At 70.5% G+C, this 14,711-nt stretch carries 15 protein-coding genes; 8 read left to right on the forward strand and 7 right to left on the reverse strand.

All coding sequences use genetic code 11. The features are described 5' to 3' along the window. Positions 1-3: 3 nt before the first annotated feature. From ACWGDX_RS20275 to ACWGDX_RS20285, 3 genes are read left to right on the forward strand one after another with little or no spacing between them, the layout of a single operon-like run. Entirely contained in the window at positions 4-780 is a 777-nt protein-coding gene (locus tag ACWGDX_RS20275) for an arylamine N-acetyltransferase family protein (RefSeq protein ID WP_453627372.1), read from the forward strand. Beyond that, positions 777-2,510, forward strand: a complete 1,734-nt coding sequence (gene mhpA / locus ACWGDX_RS20280) for a bifunctional 3-(3-hydroxy-phenyl)propionate/3-hydroxycinnamic acid hydroxylase MhpA (protein WP_453627373.1) — start codon at positions 777-779, stop codon at positions 2,508-2,510. Before ACWGDX_RS20275 ends, mhpA begins: the two co-directional genes overlap by 4 nt. Positions 2,511-2,512: 2 nt before the next feature. Next, positions 2,513-3,520: a methyltransferase gene (locus ACWGDX_RS20285; protein ID WP_453627375.1), complete on the forward strand. Its 1,008-nt coding sequence runs from the start codon at positions 2,513-2,515 to the stop codon at positions 3,518-3,520. A gap of 157 nt (positions 3,521-3,677) precedes the next feature. On the opposite strand, the gene ACWGDX_RS20290 is transcribed toward ACWGDX_RS20285, so the two are convergent. Next, on the reverse strand, positions 3,678-4,070 hold the full coding sequence (locus ACWGDX_RS20290; RefSeq protein WP_453627377.1) for a winged helix-turn-helix transcriptional regulator: 393 nt from the start codon (positions 4,068-4,070) through the stop codon (positions 3,678-3,680). A gap of 118 nt (positions 4,071-4,188) precedes the next feature. Here ACWGDX_RS20290 and ACWGDX_RS20295 point away from each other — a divergent pair, with 118 nt between their 5' ends. Then, a complete protein-coding gene (locus ACWGDX_RS20295; protein ID WP_453627378.1) occupies positions 4,189-4,839 on the forward strand; it encodes an FMN-dependent NADH-azoreductase in 651 nt (216 codons plus the stop codon). A 155-nt stretch (positions 4,840-4,994) separates the two neighbouring features. On the opposite strand, the gene ACWGDX_RS20300 is transcribed toward ACWGDX_RS20295, so the two are convergent. The 6 genes from ACWGDX_RS20300 to ACWGDX_RS20325 all read right to left on the reverse strand — a co-directional run bounded on the left by ACWGDX_RS20300 (position 4,995) and on the right by ACWGDX_RS20325 (position 10,699). Then, positions 4,995-5,390 carry a lipocalin-like domain-containing protein gene (locus ACWGDX_RS20300; RefSeq protein ID WP_453627380.1) on the reverse strand — a complete coding sequence of 132 codons (396 nt, stop codon included), beginning with the start codon at positions 5,388-5,390 and terminating at the stop codon, positions 4,995-4,997. A gap of 284 nt (positions 5,391-5,674) precedes the next feature. After that, a complete protein-coding gene (locus tag ACWGDX_RS20305) occupies positions 5,675-6,229 on the reverse strand; it encodes an RNA 2'-phosphotransferase (protein WP_453627382.1) in 555 nt (184 codons plus the stop codon). A 132-nt stretch (positions 6,230-6,361) separates the two neighbouring features. Continuing rightward, positions 6,362-7,096 carry a MerR family transcriptional regulator gene (locus ACWGDX_RS20310; RefSeq protein ID WP_453627384.1) on the reverse strand — a complete coding sequence of 245 codons (735 nt, stop codon included), beginning with the start codon at positions 7,094-7,096 and terminating at the stop codon, positions 6,362-6,364. Continuing rightward, a complete protein-coding gene (locus ACWGDX_RS20315) occupies positions 7,093-8,010 on the reverse strand; it encodes a metal-dependent hydrolase (RefSeq protein WP_453627386.1) in 918 nt (305 codons plus the stop codon). The genes ACWGDX_RS20310 and ACWGDX_RS20315 overlap by 4 nt, the downstream gene beginning before the upstream one ends. Next, positions 8,007-9,872, reverse strand: a complete 1,866-nt coding sequence (locus ACWGDX_RS20320; RefSeq protein WP_453627388.1) for an SDR family oxidoreductase — start codon at positions 9,870-9,872, stop codon at positions 8,007-8,009. The genes ACWGDX_RS20315 and ACWGDX_RS20320 overlap by 4 nt, the downstream gene beginning before the upstream one ends. Next, entirely contained in the window at positions 9,869-10,699 is an 831-nt protein-coding gene (locus ACWGDX_RS20325; protein WP_453627390.1) for a M24 family metallopeptidase, read from the reverse strand. Before ACWGDX_RS20325 ends, ACWGDX_RS20320 begins: the two co-directional genes overlap by 4 nt. 370 nt (positions 10,700-11,069) lie before the next feature. On the opposite strand from ACWGDX_RS20325, the gene ACWGDX_RS20330 reads away from it, so the two are divergent. Genes ACWGDX_RS20330 through ACWGDX_RS20345 form a run of 4 tightly spaced genes read left to right on the forward strand, consistent with a single transcriptional unit; the run spans position 11,070 to position 14,649 of the window. Next, positions 11,070-12,071 (forward strand): ABC transporter ATP-binding protein, encoded by a 1,002-nt coding sequence (locus ACWGDX_RS20330; RefSeq protein ID WP_453627405.1) that lies wholly within the window; start codon positions 11,070-11,072, stop codon positions 12,069-12,071. Next, a complete protein-coding gene (locus tag ACWGDX_RS20335; protein ID WP_453627392.1) occupies positions 12,061-12,996 on the forward strand; it encodes an ABC transporter permease in 936 nt (311 codons plus the stop codon). Before ACWGDX_RS20330 ends, ACWGDX_RS20335 begins: the two co-directional genes overlap by 11 nt. Further along, positions 12,993-13,904: an ABC transporter ATP-binding protein gene (locus ACWGDX_RS20340; protein ID WP_453627394.1), complete on the forward strand. Its 912-nt coding sequence runs from the start codon at positions 12,993-12,995 to the stop codon at positions 13,902-13,904. Before ACWGDX_RS20335 ends, ACWGDX_RS20340 begins: the two co-directional genes overlap by 4 nt. A gap of 25 nt (positions 13,905-13,929) precedes the next feature. Beyond that, entirely contained in the window at positions 13,930-14,649 is a 720-nt protein-coding gene (locus ACWGDX_RS20345; protein ID WP_453627395.1) for an ABC transporter permease, read from the forward strand. Positions 14,650-14,711: the final 62 nt, after the last annotated feature.

Raw genomic sequence — 14,711 nt, forward strand, 5'->3', positions numbered from 1 at the left:
ATCATGTTCAGCGTGGCGGCCTATCTGTCGGCCATCGGATACCCCGGGCCACCGGAACCCGGGCCCGGGACCCTGCGGGACCTGCGGGACCTGCACAAGCGGCACCTCATGGCGCTGCCCTACGACAACTCCCGGCTCGCGGACGAGGTCGCGGGCGGCCTCGACGGCCGGAGCGTCGATCTCGACGCCGCCTTCGACCGCGCGGTCCTCGCGGGACGGGGAGGGCACTGCGGCGAGCTCGCCGGGCTCTTCCACCGGCTGCTCGGAGAGCTGGGGTTCGACGCCGGTTTCCTGACGGCGGGTCTGCGCGGTCCCGGTGGCACGTTCGGAGTGGACGTGGGGCATGTCCTCGTCGGCGTCCGGCTCGACGGCGACCTGTGGCTGGCCGACGTCGGGTTCGCCGGACCGGGCTATCTGGCACCGCTGCGGGTGACCGAGGACGTGCAGCACCAGTACGGCTGCGCCTACCGGATCGTGCGGAGCGACGGCTACCACGTGGTCGAGCGCAAGGCACTCACGGGGGACTGGCAGGCGCTCTACCGGTTCGAGCCGCGGCTGCGCGCCCTCGACGCATGGGACCCCAGGCCCCCGGAGGCGGAAGCCGACGGCCTCGGTCCCGGCACGGTCGTACGGTCGCGCGCCTTCGACAACGGACAGTCGGTGCTCCTGGGACGGCGACTGACCAGGGTGCACAACGGAGAAGAGGAGATCAGGGTCTTGATAAAACCCGCTGACCACCAGGCCGCCGTGGACGAGATCATGGGCGGCGGCGCCTCATGAGCGCCCAGACCACCCCGACGCCGACCGGCGCGGCCACCGTCGCGACCGGCGTGACCATCCCGACGCCGACCGACGTGGTCACCGTCGCGACCGACGTGGCCATCGTCGGATACGGCCCGATCGGCCAGACGCTGGCCATCCTGCTGGCCCAGCGGGGCTGGGACGTCACCGTGGTCGAGCGCTACCCCAAGCCCTTCCCGCTGCCGCGCGCGGTGACCTTCGACGGTGAGTCGGCGCGCATCCTCGCGTCGGCCGGCCTCGACCCGTCCCTGGGCGAGTACGGAAAGCCCACCGGGGACTACGGCTGGCAGAACGGCGACGGGCTCGAACTGCTGCTCTTCACCGGCATCGGCGACATCGGACCGCAGGGCTGGCCCATCACCACGTCGTACTACCAGCCGGGCCTGGAGTCGGCGCTCATCGCCCGCGGCGCCGAGCTGCCCGGCCTGCGTGTCCTGCGCGGCTACGAGGCGAAGGAGATCACCGACGACGGCACGGGCGTGGACGTCGTCGCCGAGAGCGCCACGGGCGGACGACTGGCCCTGCGGGCCCGCTGTCTGGTGGGGTGCGACGGCGCCAACAGCGTCGTACGGGCCGGGATGGGCGCGGCCTTCACCGAGCTCGGGTTCAGCCACGACTGGCTGACCTGTGACGTCACGCTCGACGCGCCACGGGACTTCGATCCGGACAACCTCCAGACCTGCGACCCGGCCCGCCCCCGGACGTCGGTGTCCGCGGGGCCCGGCCACCGGCGCTGGGAGTTCATGCGCGTCCCCGGCGAGACCGTCGAGGAACTCGACTCGGTGGAGTCCGCCTGGCGCCTGCTCGCGCTGGACGGCGTCACCCCCGGGAACGCCACGCTGGACCGGTACGCCGTCTACACCTTCAAGGCGGGCCACGCCGACCGGTGGCGGGCGGGGCGGGTGATGCTGGCGGGCGACGCCGCGCACCTGATGCCGCCCTTCGCCGGCCAGGGCATGTCCTCCGGCTTCCGCGACGCCGCCAATCTGTCCTGGAAGCTGCATCTGGTGCTGGACGGCCGGGCCCGCGAGGGGATCCTGGACACGTACACCACCGAGCGCCGGGAGCACGTCCAGTACGCCATCACCAAGTCGGTGGAGCTGGGCCGGATCATCTGCGAACCCGACCCGGCCGTGGCGCGCGAGCGCGACAAGAAGATGCTGGCCGCCAAGGAAGAGGTGGGCGGCTCGGACGGTCTGGTGCTGGAGATCAGACCGCTGACCGACGGCCTGCTGCACCGCCCGGGAGACGGCGCCACGGGACACCTCTTCCCGCAGGGCAGGGTCACCCGGCTCCTCCCGCAGGGCAGGGTCACCCGGCCGGGCGCCCCGGGCGAGGGCACCACGGCCGAAGGCGCCCCGGGCGAGGGGGTCACGGGCCGCTACGACGAGGTCGTCGGCCATGGCTTCAGCCTGATCACGCTCGTCCCTCCGGGTGAACTCCTCGACGGCGACCGCCTGGCCTTCCTCGGCACCCTGGACGCCTCCGTCGTCCACGTCCTGCCGTCCGGCTCCGGCCCCGACTCGGTCCCCGGCTCGGTCGTGGTCGACACCGACGATGTCTACGTGCCCCATCTGGCCGGTCTGCCGGCCACGGCCGTACTCGTCCGTCCGGACTTCTACGTGTTCGGCGCGGCACGGGACCGGGACTCCGCCGCCGCGCTCATCGACGATCTCCGTACCCAGCTGTCCCGGCCGGAAAGGGGCTGAACATGGCGATGAACGAGGAACTCGACCGCATCAGGGGGCTCGCCCTCGGGTTCATGGGGGCGCGGGTCATGCAGTCGGCGGTCGAACTCGGTGTCTTCGCCGCGCTGACGGAGGGCGGCCCGGCGTCGGCCGACGGGCTGCGCGCGAAGCTCGGCCTCCATGAGCGCGGCGCCACCGACTTCTTCGACTGTCTGGTCGCGCTCGACCTGCTGACGTACGAGGACGGGTGCTACGCCAACACGCCGACCACCACGACCCACCTCGGCGACCCCGAGTCGGACAGCTATATCGGCGGCATGCTGGAGTACGCGGGCAGCCACTGGTACTGGTCGTGGGGGAAGCTGACGGACGCGCTGCGCACGGGCCGCTCCCAGTCGTACGGGGGCGAGTCCCCGTACGACGCGATCCACTCGGACCCCGAACTCGTGGAGCGTTTCCAGCGGGCCATGGCGGGTGCCACGCCCGGTGCCGTGCTGATCGACGAGTTCCCCTGGCGGGAGGTGTCGACCGTCGCCGACGTCGGGTGCTCGGACGGTGCCATGCTCATCCGTCTGCTGCGCGCGCAGCCGCACCTCTCCGGGATCGGCTTCGACCTGCCCACGTCCGGGCCGGCCTTCGAGAAGGCGGTGGCCCGCGGCGGCCTTGACGACCGGCTCTCGTTCGCGGGCGGTGACTTCCGTACGTCCGGCTTCCCGGCCGCCGACGCCGTCGTCTTCGGGCACATCCTGATCGACTGGGATGTCGAGGTGCGCCGCATGCTGCTGGCCAAGGCGTACGAGGCGCTGCCGGAGGGCGGGTCGGTGCTGGTCTACGACACGCTGGTCGGCGAGGACCGGCGGGACAGCGCGGGCGCCCTGATCGTCAGCCTCCACATGCTGGTGGACCAGCGCGGCGGAAAGGGTTACACGACGGAGGAGTGCTTCGGCTGGCTCAAGGACGCCGGTTTCCGCGACTGCCGGGTGCAGCCGCTGTCCGGGACGACCGACCACCTCATCACGGCGGTCAAGTGACCACGGACACGGCGGCCGGATGACACGGTGGCCGGATGACCCGACGGCACGGCGGCTGGATGACGCGACGCGCACGGACCGCGGGACCGCGGCCTTGCGCGGGCGCCGCTCAGCCTTGCAGCTCCTCGGCCCCGGAGCTCCTCGACCCCGGAGCTCCTCAGCCCTGGAACTCCTTGGGGCAGTTGGATCCCTCATCCGGCAGATGGGCGTTCGCCCATTGCGTCAGCTCGCTCATCGCGGGCCGCAGGGCGAGACCGGCCTCCGCCAGGCGGTAGCTGACGCGCAGCGGCGGGCCGGGGTCCACCTCGCGGATCACCAGATCCAGCGCGGCCAGCTCGGCCAGCCGGTCCGACAGCATTCGCTCGCTGATGCCGGGAACCGCGCGGCGCAGCTCGACGAAGTGTCCCGGGCCGTTCATCAGCGCGGCGAGGATCAGCCCGGACCAGCGCTTGCCCAGCATCTGGAAGACTCGGGTGATCCCCGCTTCGGGCTCGGTGCACCCAGAGCCCTGCGCCGGGCCTTCCACCGTCACGTCCCGAAGCTCTGTCATGGAGCCATGGTACCCGTTCGGGATACGGAGCTGCAGTAAGGTAAGTGACTGTGCTATCAAGGGTTCTCCGGTAAAAGAGAACCTGCTTACTAAACCTCGGATCGGATCGGGTATCACTATGGCGACACTGCTGCACATCGACTCCTCCCTGCACGGCGACGACTCGCACTCCCGCAAGGTCACCGCCGCGTTCCGCAAGGCGTGGGAGGACCAGCACCCGGAGGGCAAGGTCATCTACCGCGACCTCGCCGCGAACCCGGTGCCCCACCTCGACGCCCTCACGTACTACGCGTCGTTCGTCGACCCCGCCGAGCGCACCCCCGAGCAGAGCGCGGCCTTCGTCCTGCGCGAGGAGCTGCTGGCGGAGAGCGAGGCCGCCGACGCGATCGTGATCGGCGCGCCGCTGTACAACTACAGCGTTACCTCCGGCCTGAAGGCGTGGCTCGACCACATCATCACCATCGGCCGCAACATTCTGACCGAGCAGCCGGCCCTCGCCGGCAAGCCCGTGGTCGTCGTCTCCAGCCGCGGTGGCTCCTACGCCCCGGGCACCCCGGAGCACGGCAACGACTACGCGCAGCCGTACCTGGAGCTGGTCCTGCGCGACAAGCTCGGCCTGGACGTCGACTTCATCATTCCCGAGCTGACGCTCGCCCCGGCCTACGACTCGATGAAGGACCTCGTCCCGCTCTTCGAGGAGTCCCGCACGAAGGCCTTTGCCGACGCCGAGGCCAAGGCCAAGGCGCTGGCCACCCGTCTCGCCGCCTGACGCGGCGCTGACCGGCTGAGAGGTCCGGGGCCACCCGGCCCCGGACCTCGGCGCTTCCCGGTGGCCCGCTACGGCCTCGGCGCTCTCCGGCGGCCCGCCGCCCCGCCCGTACTGTCCGGCGTGCCGTCGGCGTCCCGTCCGGCGTGCTGTCCGCCTCAGTGGCGGTGCCACTCCAGCCGGGCGCGCATGGTACGGCCGTCCACCGTCCAGGTCCGGCCGAGCACGAGGTCGTCGCCGCTGAGCGTCACGTCCCGCACCTGTTCGGTGCCGGACCAGCTGGGGTCGGCGGCGATCTCCACGGTATGGACGACCTGGTCTCCGGCCAGATGCCAGGTGCCGGTGTAACCGATGTACGCGACGGCGGGGTACGGCTTGCCGTCGGTGCGCATGATGTGCACCGACACCCGGCCGTCCGCGCCGTAGAGGATCGACCCGAGCGGAGCGGGACCCACCGGGCTCTCCAGGGTGGTCCCCCGCTCGTCGATCTCCACGAAGGACTCCAGCCGCCACCGTCCGATGAGGTCGGCCGCCGTGATCCGTGGTGTGTTCATAGTCTGTTCTCCCGCCCACTCAGCAGATGGCGGGTGACGGTCGCGAGGTGCATGACGGCACTCCCCCAGGGTGTCGATCCGCGGTGACGGCCCCGCGTACGGAGTGGTCGCGCTCCGGTCGCCGCCATCGGCGAGAGCCTAGACAGAGACGTCCGGGACTTCAATCGGCCTCTGCCCGCGAGGGCCGGGCCGGGAGCGGCCGGGCCGGGCGCCCCACGGTCGGCCGGTATCGGTCGGCCGGCCGTGGGTCAGTGGGCCGGTGGGCCGGTCAGTGGGTCAGTCGGTCAGCCGGGGAAGCGCAGATAGCGCGGTGGTACGGCGTCGGTGAGCCAGACGCCATTGGCGCTGACATGGAAGACCAGTCCGTCGCGGTGCATCGCCCCCGCGCCCACCGACAGGACCACGGGCCGGCCGCGGCGGGCGCCGACCCGGGTCGCGGTCTCGCGGTCGGGCGACAGATGCACATGGTGGCGGAACATGGGGCGCAGCCCCTCGGCCCGGATCGCGTCCAGATGGCGGGCGACCGTACCGTGGTAGAGATACGCGGGCGGCTCCGCGGGGGGCAGTTCCAGGTCGACCGTGACGGTGTGGCCCTGATTGGCGCGGATGCGGTCGCCGTCGACCGTGAAGCGCCGCTTGTCATTGACGGCCACGACATGGTCGAGTTCGGCGCGGGTGATACGGAAGCCGTGCTCGCCGGCCGCGCGGATCAGCTCGTCGACCGCCACCCAGCCGTTCGCGTCCAGGGCGATACCGATCCGCTCGGGCTGATGGCGCAGATGCTTGGAGAGATACTTCGACACCTTCACTGTGCGTCGTTCGTCGGGTACTCCGTTCATACGGACAGCGTGGCCATGGCGTCCGCGCACCGCCACTCATTTCCAAGTAATCGCGGTTCACAGGTTTGATCCACAGCCAACTCGGGTTATCCACAGGGGATTTGCCGATCCTGTGGACAATGAGCCGACTGCTTAACCTATTTGATCAATATGGCTGCTTTGCACCTCGGTTGAGGCGAGGGCGTCCAAGGTCCTTGTATGGAGCTCCCGTTCGGTGGCCGCCGTGATGAAGGCCGCGACGTTCTCATGGCCGACCAGCCTCCGTACGGCCCGAATCGTGTCGGCGGGAAGTACCACAGAGGTCAATGAGTGGGCGGCGATGTGCTCGACCTGGCCGCGAAGCTCCCGCAACCGCCCGGAGATCGCGGGCAGCGGCACTCCCGCCGCGTGCAACTCCGCTGCCACGGAGAGCTCCTGGGGACTGGGCACCAGGAACATGTCGTCCCGGCCAGGAACGCGCTCCAGCACCCCCAGTTCCACCGCCTCGGCGATCGCCTTGTCGTCCTGTGTCCCACCGAACCGCTCGTCCAGGTCAGCCCGGGAGATCCTGGCCGCCCCCTCGTCGGTCCACGGTCCGCGCGCCTCGGCCGCGAGACCCAGCACCCCGCCCAGACCGCGTCCCGTGTCCCATGCCTCCAGCAGTTCCTTGATGGAGGCCAGGCCGTACCCCCGGTCCAGCAGATCCGCGATCTGCCGCAGCCGGGCGAGATGGGTGCCGTTGTACACATTGGCCCGCCCGCGCCGCTCCGGTCTCGGCAGCAGCCCGCGGTCCTGGTAGGCCCGGATCGTACGGACGGTGGTGCCACTCGCGTGCGCCAGCCCCTCGATCCGGTACTCGGCGCGCGCGGACGGCCCGGACCCGCTCATCGCCTCCGCCCCGGCGCCGCCCGGCCCGCCGCGCCCGCCGCCGCACGGGCCGCGGGGGAGCTCGCGAGGTACTCGACGGCCCTGCGCAGCGAACCCTCCCGCGAGGGGTGGTAGGACCGGCGGAGATAGCGGGGTATCGCCGCGCCCAGGTCACCCCAGGGGGGCAGCAGCCCCTTGCCGATCGCCCTGTTGTGCTCACGTGGCGAATAGCGCGGCCGTCCGGCGAGCAGGGGGTCGTGCCGGATCAGATAGGCGGCGCCCCAGATCCACAGCCACAGCAGTACGGGCGCGGTGACGCACATGGTGCCGACACGGCGGGCGTAGCGAGCGGGAGCCGGGCCGCCGCAGTGCTCGTACATGTCGAAGGCCACGGCGCGGTGCTCGACCTCCTCCGCGCCGTGCCAGCGCAGCAGATCGAGCATGACCTCGTCGGCCCCCGCCCGGTCCAGCCCCTCCGCGCGCAGCACCCAGTCACCGAGCACCGCGGTGAACTGCTCTATCGCGGCGACGAACGCCAGCCGGTAGAGCAGCCACTTCCCGGCGGGGAAGGGGATCCCCCACGGCGGCCTCTCGCCGAGGAGCTTCTCGAAGAGGAAGTCGACGCGCCGTGTGAACGCCTCGGTGCTCAGCTTCTGCTCGGCCAGATGGTCCAGTACGGAGGAGTGCTGCACGCTGTGCGTGGCCTCCTGCCCCATGAACCCCTTGACGTCCTTGAGCAATTCGGGGTCGGTGACCAGCGGCAGGCCCTCCTTGAAGACCTTCACGAACCACCGCTCGCCCGCCGGCAGCAGCAGATGGAGCACATTGATGACATGGGTGGCCGTGGGCTCGTCCGGTATCCAGTGGAGGGGAGTCCCGTGCCAGTCGAACGACACCCGGCGCGGAACGATGGCGTAGCGCTTCCCGGCGCTCACAGCGGGGGCTCCACGCGGGCGATCGCGCGCAGCGCCCCGGGCGCGAGGCGGGACAGCAGGCGGGCGCCCCGGGCCTCGGGGGTGACCGGCACGACGGCCTGGTTCCGTACGACGGCCCGCAGCACGGCGTCGGCGACCTTCTCCGGCGGATAGTTGCGCAGGCCGTACAGCCGCGCGGTCTTCCTTCTGCGCCGATCCTGCTCCTCCGCGGAGACCCCGGTGAAGCGCGCGGTGGAGGTGATGCCCGTGTTGACGAAACCGGGACAGATCGCGGAGACCCCGATGCCCTGTCCGGCCAGTTCGGCCCGCAGACACTCGCTGAGCATCAGCACCGCCGCCTTGGACGTGCTGTACGCGGGCAGCGCCTTCGAGGGCTGATAGGCCGCCGCCGACGCGGTGTTGACGATATGGCCGCCCTGGCCGCGCTCGGCCATCTGTCCGCCGAAGACGCGGCAGCCGTGGATGACGCCCCACAGATTGACGTCCAGGACCTTCTTCCAGTCCTCGGCGGTGGTGTCGAGGAAGGCACCCGACAGTCCGATCCCCGCGTTGTTGACCAGGACGTCGACGATGCCGTACTCCGCGGCGACCTTCTCCGCGAGCTTCTCCATGGCCTGCCCGTCACCGACGTCGGTCTGCTCGGCCCAGGCCTCCGGGGCTCCGATCAGCCGGGCCAGCTCCGCCGTTCTGGCCGCCCCCTCCCTGTCGAGGTCGACCGCCACGATCCGCGCGCCCGCCTCGGCGAACGCGAAGGCGGTCGCCCGCCCGATACCGCCGGCCGCACCCGTGACCAGGACGAGCTGTCCACCGAAACGCTGTGCGTACGCTCCGCCCGGCGCCGCTCCCGTACCGGCACCCGTACGCGCTCCCGTACCGGCACCCGTACGCGCTCCCGTACCGGCACCCGTACGCGTGCCCGTACCGCCCCCGCCGTCCGTACTCCCGGGCCGGGGCCCGCCGTTCTCGTGGACCAGGACGAAGTCGACGATCCAGGAGGCCAATTGGTCCGGTCTGGTGCGGGGCACCCAGTGCCTGGCGGGCAGCGTGCGCCGTACCAGCCCCGGGGCCCACCGCTCCAGATCGTTGTAGAGCCCTTCCGACAGGAAGGCGTCGCCGGTCGGAGTGATGAGCTGGACGGGCGCGTGCGCGTAGGCGTCGGTACGCGGCCCGCTCAACCGGGCGCGGACATTGTCCCGGTAGAGCCACGCACCGTGCGCGGCGTCCCGCGGCAGGGAGGACGTCGGATAGGACGTACCGGAGAGCTTCTCGGCCCGCCGCAGGATCGCGGGCCACCGCCTGCCGAGAGGCCCCCGCCAGGCCAGCTCGGGCAGCACGGGCGTATGCAGCGCGTAGACGTACCAGGACCTGGCTCCCTGGCCGAGCAGTTGAGCCACCCCACGTGGCGTGGGCCGCTTCGCCCGCCGCTTGATCCAGTGCCCCATGTGGTCCAGCGAAGGGCCCGACACCGAGGTGAACGAGGCGATCCGCCCCTCGGTCCGCGCCACGGTCACGAACTCCCAGGCCTGTACGGAACCCCAGTCGTGGCCGACCAGATGGACCGGCCGGTCCGGGCTCACCGCGTCGGCCACCGCAAGGAAGTCGTCCGTCAGCTTCTCCAGCGTGAAGCCGCCGCGCAGGGGCGCGGGTGCCGTCGATCCGCCGTGCCCGCGTACGTCGTACAGCACCACATGGAAGTTCTCGGCGAGCCGTCCCGCGACCTCGGACCAGACCTCCTTGCTGTCGGGATAGCCATGCACGAGCAGTACGGTCGGCCGGGCCGCGTCGCCCAGCTCGGCGACGCACAGCTCCACCCCGCCCGTCCGCACCCGGCGCTCCCGCGCCCCGTTCAGCCCCGTACTCATCCGGCCTCCGCCCAGCGCCGCACATGCGGCAGATCGTCATCCAGCCAGAACGCGCTCTGCTCCGGATCCCGCGAGTCGGTGACCACCAGGATCTCCTCGAACTTCGCGCCCGTACCCCGGAATCCGAGGTGGGGTTCGACCGCCCACAGACCCGGCGTGGGCGGGTGGTCGGAGAATCCGTACGGACTCCACAGCGGCGACCAGCCCTCCCGGTGACCACGCAGCGCGTCACCCGCCAGCCCCTTGAGCGACTGGGTGCCGAATCCGAGAACGTGCGGTGACCAGCGGCGCTCCTTCACCCGGTCGACCTTGTGGGCGATGACACCGAAGGGGTACGCCCGGTGCCGGTTGGCATAGCCCTGCCGCGTCATCAGCCGGTCCACGTCCTCGTAGATCTCGCGCAGCGTCCGCCGCTCGCGCACCTCCCGCAGGATCAGCTCGCGGTGCGTGCGCAGATCGGCGAGCAGCCGGTCGTGCAGGGGATTGGGACCGAGACAGCCCGAGTAGCCGACATCCGCCGTGAAGCCCCGGTGGATGGGCGCGAGATCCAGGATGTACGGCATCCCCTCCTCCAGCCGGCGCCCGGTGGGAAAGAACTGGAGCGGTATCCGGAAGCCGGCGAACGCCGTACGGTCCCCGAACCAGGCGAAGGGCAGATGGAACCAGTCGCGCACCCCACGGGCGCGCAGCCACGCACGCTGCATCCGTGCCGCCCCGCGCTCCGTCACCCCCGGCCCGAGCCGTGCGGAGACGGCCTCCGCGCACTCGTACGCCAGACGCTGGACATCCCTGAATCCCCGCAGCTCCGCGGTCCGTCGATCCGTCACTGCATCGCCTCCCACCAGGCTGTGTGCGGTACGTGTTCGCGACGTGACACAGATGAATGTCACAGTGATGAATGTGACAATGGCCGACGGCGGCGTCAAGCGCCGGGTCGTACCTGTGGACAACCGATGTGGATCCAGGTGTGGATCAGGTGTGGATCCAGGTGTGGACCGACGCGAACAGGCTGTGGACGGGCCGCCGACCGGCTGTGGATCAGCGGCGGACCGACCGCGGATCGGCGCGGACGACCGCCCGGCGGACCCCCTGCCCTTACGTCCCCCTTACGGGTCCCTACATCTGGAGACGGACACCGATACAGCCGCCAGGTCTGACGCCCCCTGTTGCCTTCGCCACTACGGTCGGACCGTGACTGTGATCGCGACAGAAGGCCTGAGTAAGCGGTTCCCCCGGGTAACCGCGCTTGACCGGCTCTCCTTGGACATCGGACCCGGTGTGACCGGTCTGGTGGGCGCCAACGGGGCCGGCAAGTCCACCATGATCAAGATCCTGCTGGGTCTTTCCCCCGCCACGGAAGGCCGGGCCACGGTGCTCGGGCTCGATGTCGCCACCAGCGGCAGCGCCATCCGCGAGCGCGTCGGATACATGCCCGAGCACGACTGCCTGCCGCCGGACGTCTCGGCCACCGAGTTCGTCGTCCATATGGCGCGCATGTCCGGACTCCCGCCGACCGCGGCCCGTGAGCGCACCGCGGACACCCTGCGCCATGTCGGCCTCTACGAGGAGCGGTACCGCCCCATCGGCGGCTACTCGACCGGTATGAAGCAGCGCGTCAAACTCGCCCAGGCGCTGGTCCACGACCCCCAGCTCGTCCTCCTGGACGAGCCGACCAACGGCCTCGACCCGGTTGGCCGCGACGAGATGCTCGGTCTGATCCGCCGTGTCCACACGGACTTCGGTATCTCCGTCCTGGTCACATCGCACCTCCTGGGCGAGCTCGAACGCACCTGTGACCATGTCGTCGTCATCGACGGCGGAACGCTGCTCCGCTCCAGTTCCACCAGTGACTTCACGCAGATCACCACGACCCTCGCGGTCGAGGTCACGGACACGGACGCGCACCCCGACGGCACGTCGGCGCTGCGCGAGGCCCTCACCACGGCCGGGCTGACCCTCCACGCGGGCACGGAGGAGGGGCTTCCCGGCGCGGGTCACATCCTGCTGATCGAGGCCAAGGGCGAGGAGACGTACGACGTCGTCCGCGACACGGTCGCCGGACTCGGTCTGGGGCTCGTACGGATGGAACAGCGGCGCCATCACATAGCGGAGGTCTTCCGCCCCCAGCAGGCCGCACAGCCGGCCGGGCACGAGACGGAGCACACATCGCCGAAGGGAGGCGCCCACGATGAGCACTGAGACCGAGAACGGTACGGCGGCCGGGTCCGGGTCCGGCTCCGCGGCCGGAGCCGGGACGACCCGGATCCACAACATCGGATACCGCAACTACGACGGGCCGCGCCTCGGCCGCGCCTACGCCCGCCGCTCCCTCTACTCACAGTCCCTGCGCGGCGCGTACGGACTCGGCCGCTCGGCCAAGTCCAAGGTCCTGCCGATGATCCTCTTCGCGGTGATGTGCCTGCCCGCGGCGATCATCGTCGCGGTCGCCATCGCGACCAATCTCAAGACCCTGCCCCTCGACTACACCCGCTACGCGATCTTCACCCAGGCCGTCATCGGTCTCTATCTGGCCTCCCAGGCCCCGCAGTCCGTCTCCCGCGATCTGCGCTTCAAGACCGTGCCGCTCTACTTCTCCCGTCCGATCGAGCGCGTCGACTACGTGCTCGCGAAGTACGGGGCGATGGCCTCCGCCCTCTTCGTGCTGACGGGGGCGCCGCTCGTCATCCTCTACGCCGGTTCGCTGCTGGCCAAGATGGACTTCGCGGACCAGAGCAAGGGATTCGGCCAGGGGCTGGTATCGGTGGCGCTGCTCTCCCTGCTCTTCGGCGGACTCGGGCTGGTGCTGGCCGCTCTCACACCGCGCCGCGGCTTCGGCGTCGCCGCCGTGATAGCCACCCTGACCATCTCGTACGGCGCGGTCTCCACCCTCCAGGCGATCGCGTGGAGTTCGGACGCGACCGGCGCCGTCAAGTGGCTCGGCCTCTTCTCGCCGGTCACGCTCATCGACGGCGTACAGACCGCCTTCCTGGGCGCCACCTCCGCCTTCCCCGGCGAGGCGGGCCCCTCGGCCGGCGTGGGCGTGGTCTATCTGCTGGTCGTCCTCGCGCTCGTGCTCGGCTCGTACGCCGTTCTCATGCGCCGTTACCGGAAGGTCGGGCTGTGACCACCATCGATATCGAGCACACCTCACGCTGGTTCGGCAATGTGGTGGCCGTCAACGACGTCACCATGACGATCGGCCCCGGGGTCACCGGACTGCTGGGCCCCAACGGCGCCGGCAAGTCCACTCTCATCAATATGATGGCGGGCTTCCTCGCGCCGTCCACGGGCACCGTCACCCTCGACGGGCAGCCGATCTGGCGCAACGAGTCCGTCTACCGGGAGATCGGCATCGTGCCGGAGCGGGAGGCGATGTACGACTTCCTCACCGGCCTCGACTTCGTCGTGGCCAACGCGGAACTGCACGGGCTGGGTGCGAAAGAGGCGCGTACGGCGCTCGCCACGGTCGAGATGGAGTACGCGCAGGACCGCCGGATCGCGACCTACAGCAAGGGCATGCGGCAGCGGGTGAAGATGGCGTCCGCGCTGGTCCACGACCCGTCCGTACTCCTTCTGGACGAGCCGTTCAACGGAATGGACCCGCGTCAGCGGATGCAGCTCATGGATCTGCTGCGGCGTATGGGCGCCACGGGTCGCACCGTTCTCTTCTCCTCCCATATCTTGGAGGAGGTCGAGCAGCTCGCCTCGCACATCGAGGTGATCGTGGCCGGGCGCCATGCCGCCTCCGGGGACTTCCGCAAGATCCGCCGTCTCATGACCGACCGGCCGCACCGCTACCTCGTACGGTCCAGTGACGACCGCGCGCTCGCCGCCGCACTGATCGCCGACCCGTCGACGGCCGGTATCGAGGTGGACCTCGCCGAAGGCGCGCTGCGTATCCAGGCGGTCGACTTCGGCCGGTTCACCGAACTGCTGCCGAGAGTCGCCCGCGAGCACTCCATCAGGCTGCTCACGGTCTCGCCCTCGGACGAGTCCCTCGAATCGGTCTTCTCCTATCTCGTAGCGGCCTGAGCGGCCTGAAAGGAGCTGTGACGTCATGTACAACCCCACAGTCGCCCGGCTCACCTACCGGGCCCTGCTCGGCAGGCGCCGGGCCGCGATCCTCTTCGTACTGCCCGCGCTGCTGATCCTGATCGCGGTGGCGGTCCGGGTGCTCAACGGCGCGGACGACCAGGTCGCGGTGGATGTGCTGGGCGGTTTCGCGCTCGCCACGATGGTGCCGCTGATCGGTGTCATCGCGGGGACGGGCTCGATCGGACCCGAGATCGACGACGGATCGATCGTCTATCTGCTCTCCAAGCCGGTGAAGCGGTCGTCGATCATCTTCACCAAGCTGATCGTGGCGATAGCCGTGACCATGGCCTTCTCCGCGGTCCCCACCTTCATCGCCGGATACGTGCTCAACGGCAACGGCCAGCAGATCGCGGTCGCGTACACGGTCGCGGCGCTCGTCGCCTCGATCGCGTACAGCGCGCTCTTCCTGCTGCTGGGTACGGTCAGCCGCCACGCGGTGGTCATCGGACTCGTCTACGCCCTGGTCTGGGAGACGCTCTTCGGCAGCCTGGTGGCGGGCGCGCGGACGCTCAGCGTTCAGCAGTGGGCGCTCGCGCTCGCCCAGCGGATCGCAGGCGAGGGCACGATCACCTCGGACGTCGGCCTGCCGCTGGCGGTGGGCCTGTTGGCGGGGGTCTCGGTGGTGGCGACCTGGTACGCGGGCCAGAAGCTCCGGACACTGAAGCTCGCGGGCGAGGAGTAGACGGGAGTCGCACCGGCGGCGGCAGCCCCTGCCCGGCGGGCCCTTGCCCTGCGGGCAGGGGC

The organism is Streptomyces sp. NPDC055025 (assembly GCF_053608565.1).

Coding starts and splice junctions, on each gene's coding strand:
- ACWGDX_RS20275 (WP_453627372.1), top strand. CDS start 4: ATGTTCAGCGTGGCGGCCTATCTGTCGGCCATCGGATACCCCGGGCCA.
- mhpA (WP_453627373.1), top strand. CDS start 777: ATGAGCGCCCAGACCACCCCGACGCCGACCGGCGCGGCCACCGTCGCG.
- ACWGDX_RS20285 (WP_453627375.1), top strand. CDS start 2,513: ATGGCGATGAACGAGGAACTCGACCGCATCAGGGGGCTCGCCCTCGGG.
- ACWGDX_RS20290 (WP_453627377.1), bottom strand. CDS start 4,070: ATGACAGAGCTTCGGGACGTGACGGTGGAAGGCCCGGCGCAGGGCTCT.
- ACWGDX_RS20295 (WP_453627378.1), top strand. CDS start 4,189: ATGGCGACACTGCTGCACATCGACTCCTCCCTGCACGGCGACGACTCG.
- ACWGDX_RS20300 (WP_453627380.1), bottom strand. CDS start 5,390: ATGAACACACCACGGATCACGGCGGCCGACCTCATCGGACGGTGGCGG.
- ACWGDX_RS20305 (WP_453627382.1), bottom strand. CDS start 6,229: ATGAACGGAGTACCCGACGAACGACGCACAGTGAAGGTGTCGAAGTAT.
- ACWGDX_RS20310 (WP_453627384.1), bottom strand. CDS start 7,096: ATGAGCGGGTCCGGGCCGTCCGCGCGCGCCGAGTACCGGATCGAGGGG.
- ACWGDX_RS20320 (WP_453627388.1), bottom strand. CDS start 9,872: ATGAGTACGGGGCTGAACGGGGCGCGGGAGCGCCGGGTGCGGACGGGC.
- ACWGDX_RS20335 (WP_453627392.1), top strand. CDS start 12,061: ATGAGCACTGAGACCGAGAACGGTACGGCGGCCGGGTCCGGGTCCGGC.
- ACWGDX_RS20345 (WP_453627395.1), top strand. CDS start 13,930: ATGTACAACCCCACAGTCGCCCGGCTCACCTACCGGGCCCTGCTCGGC.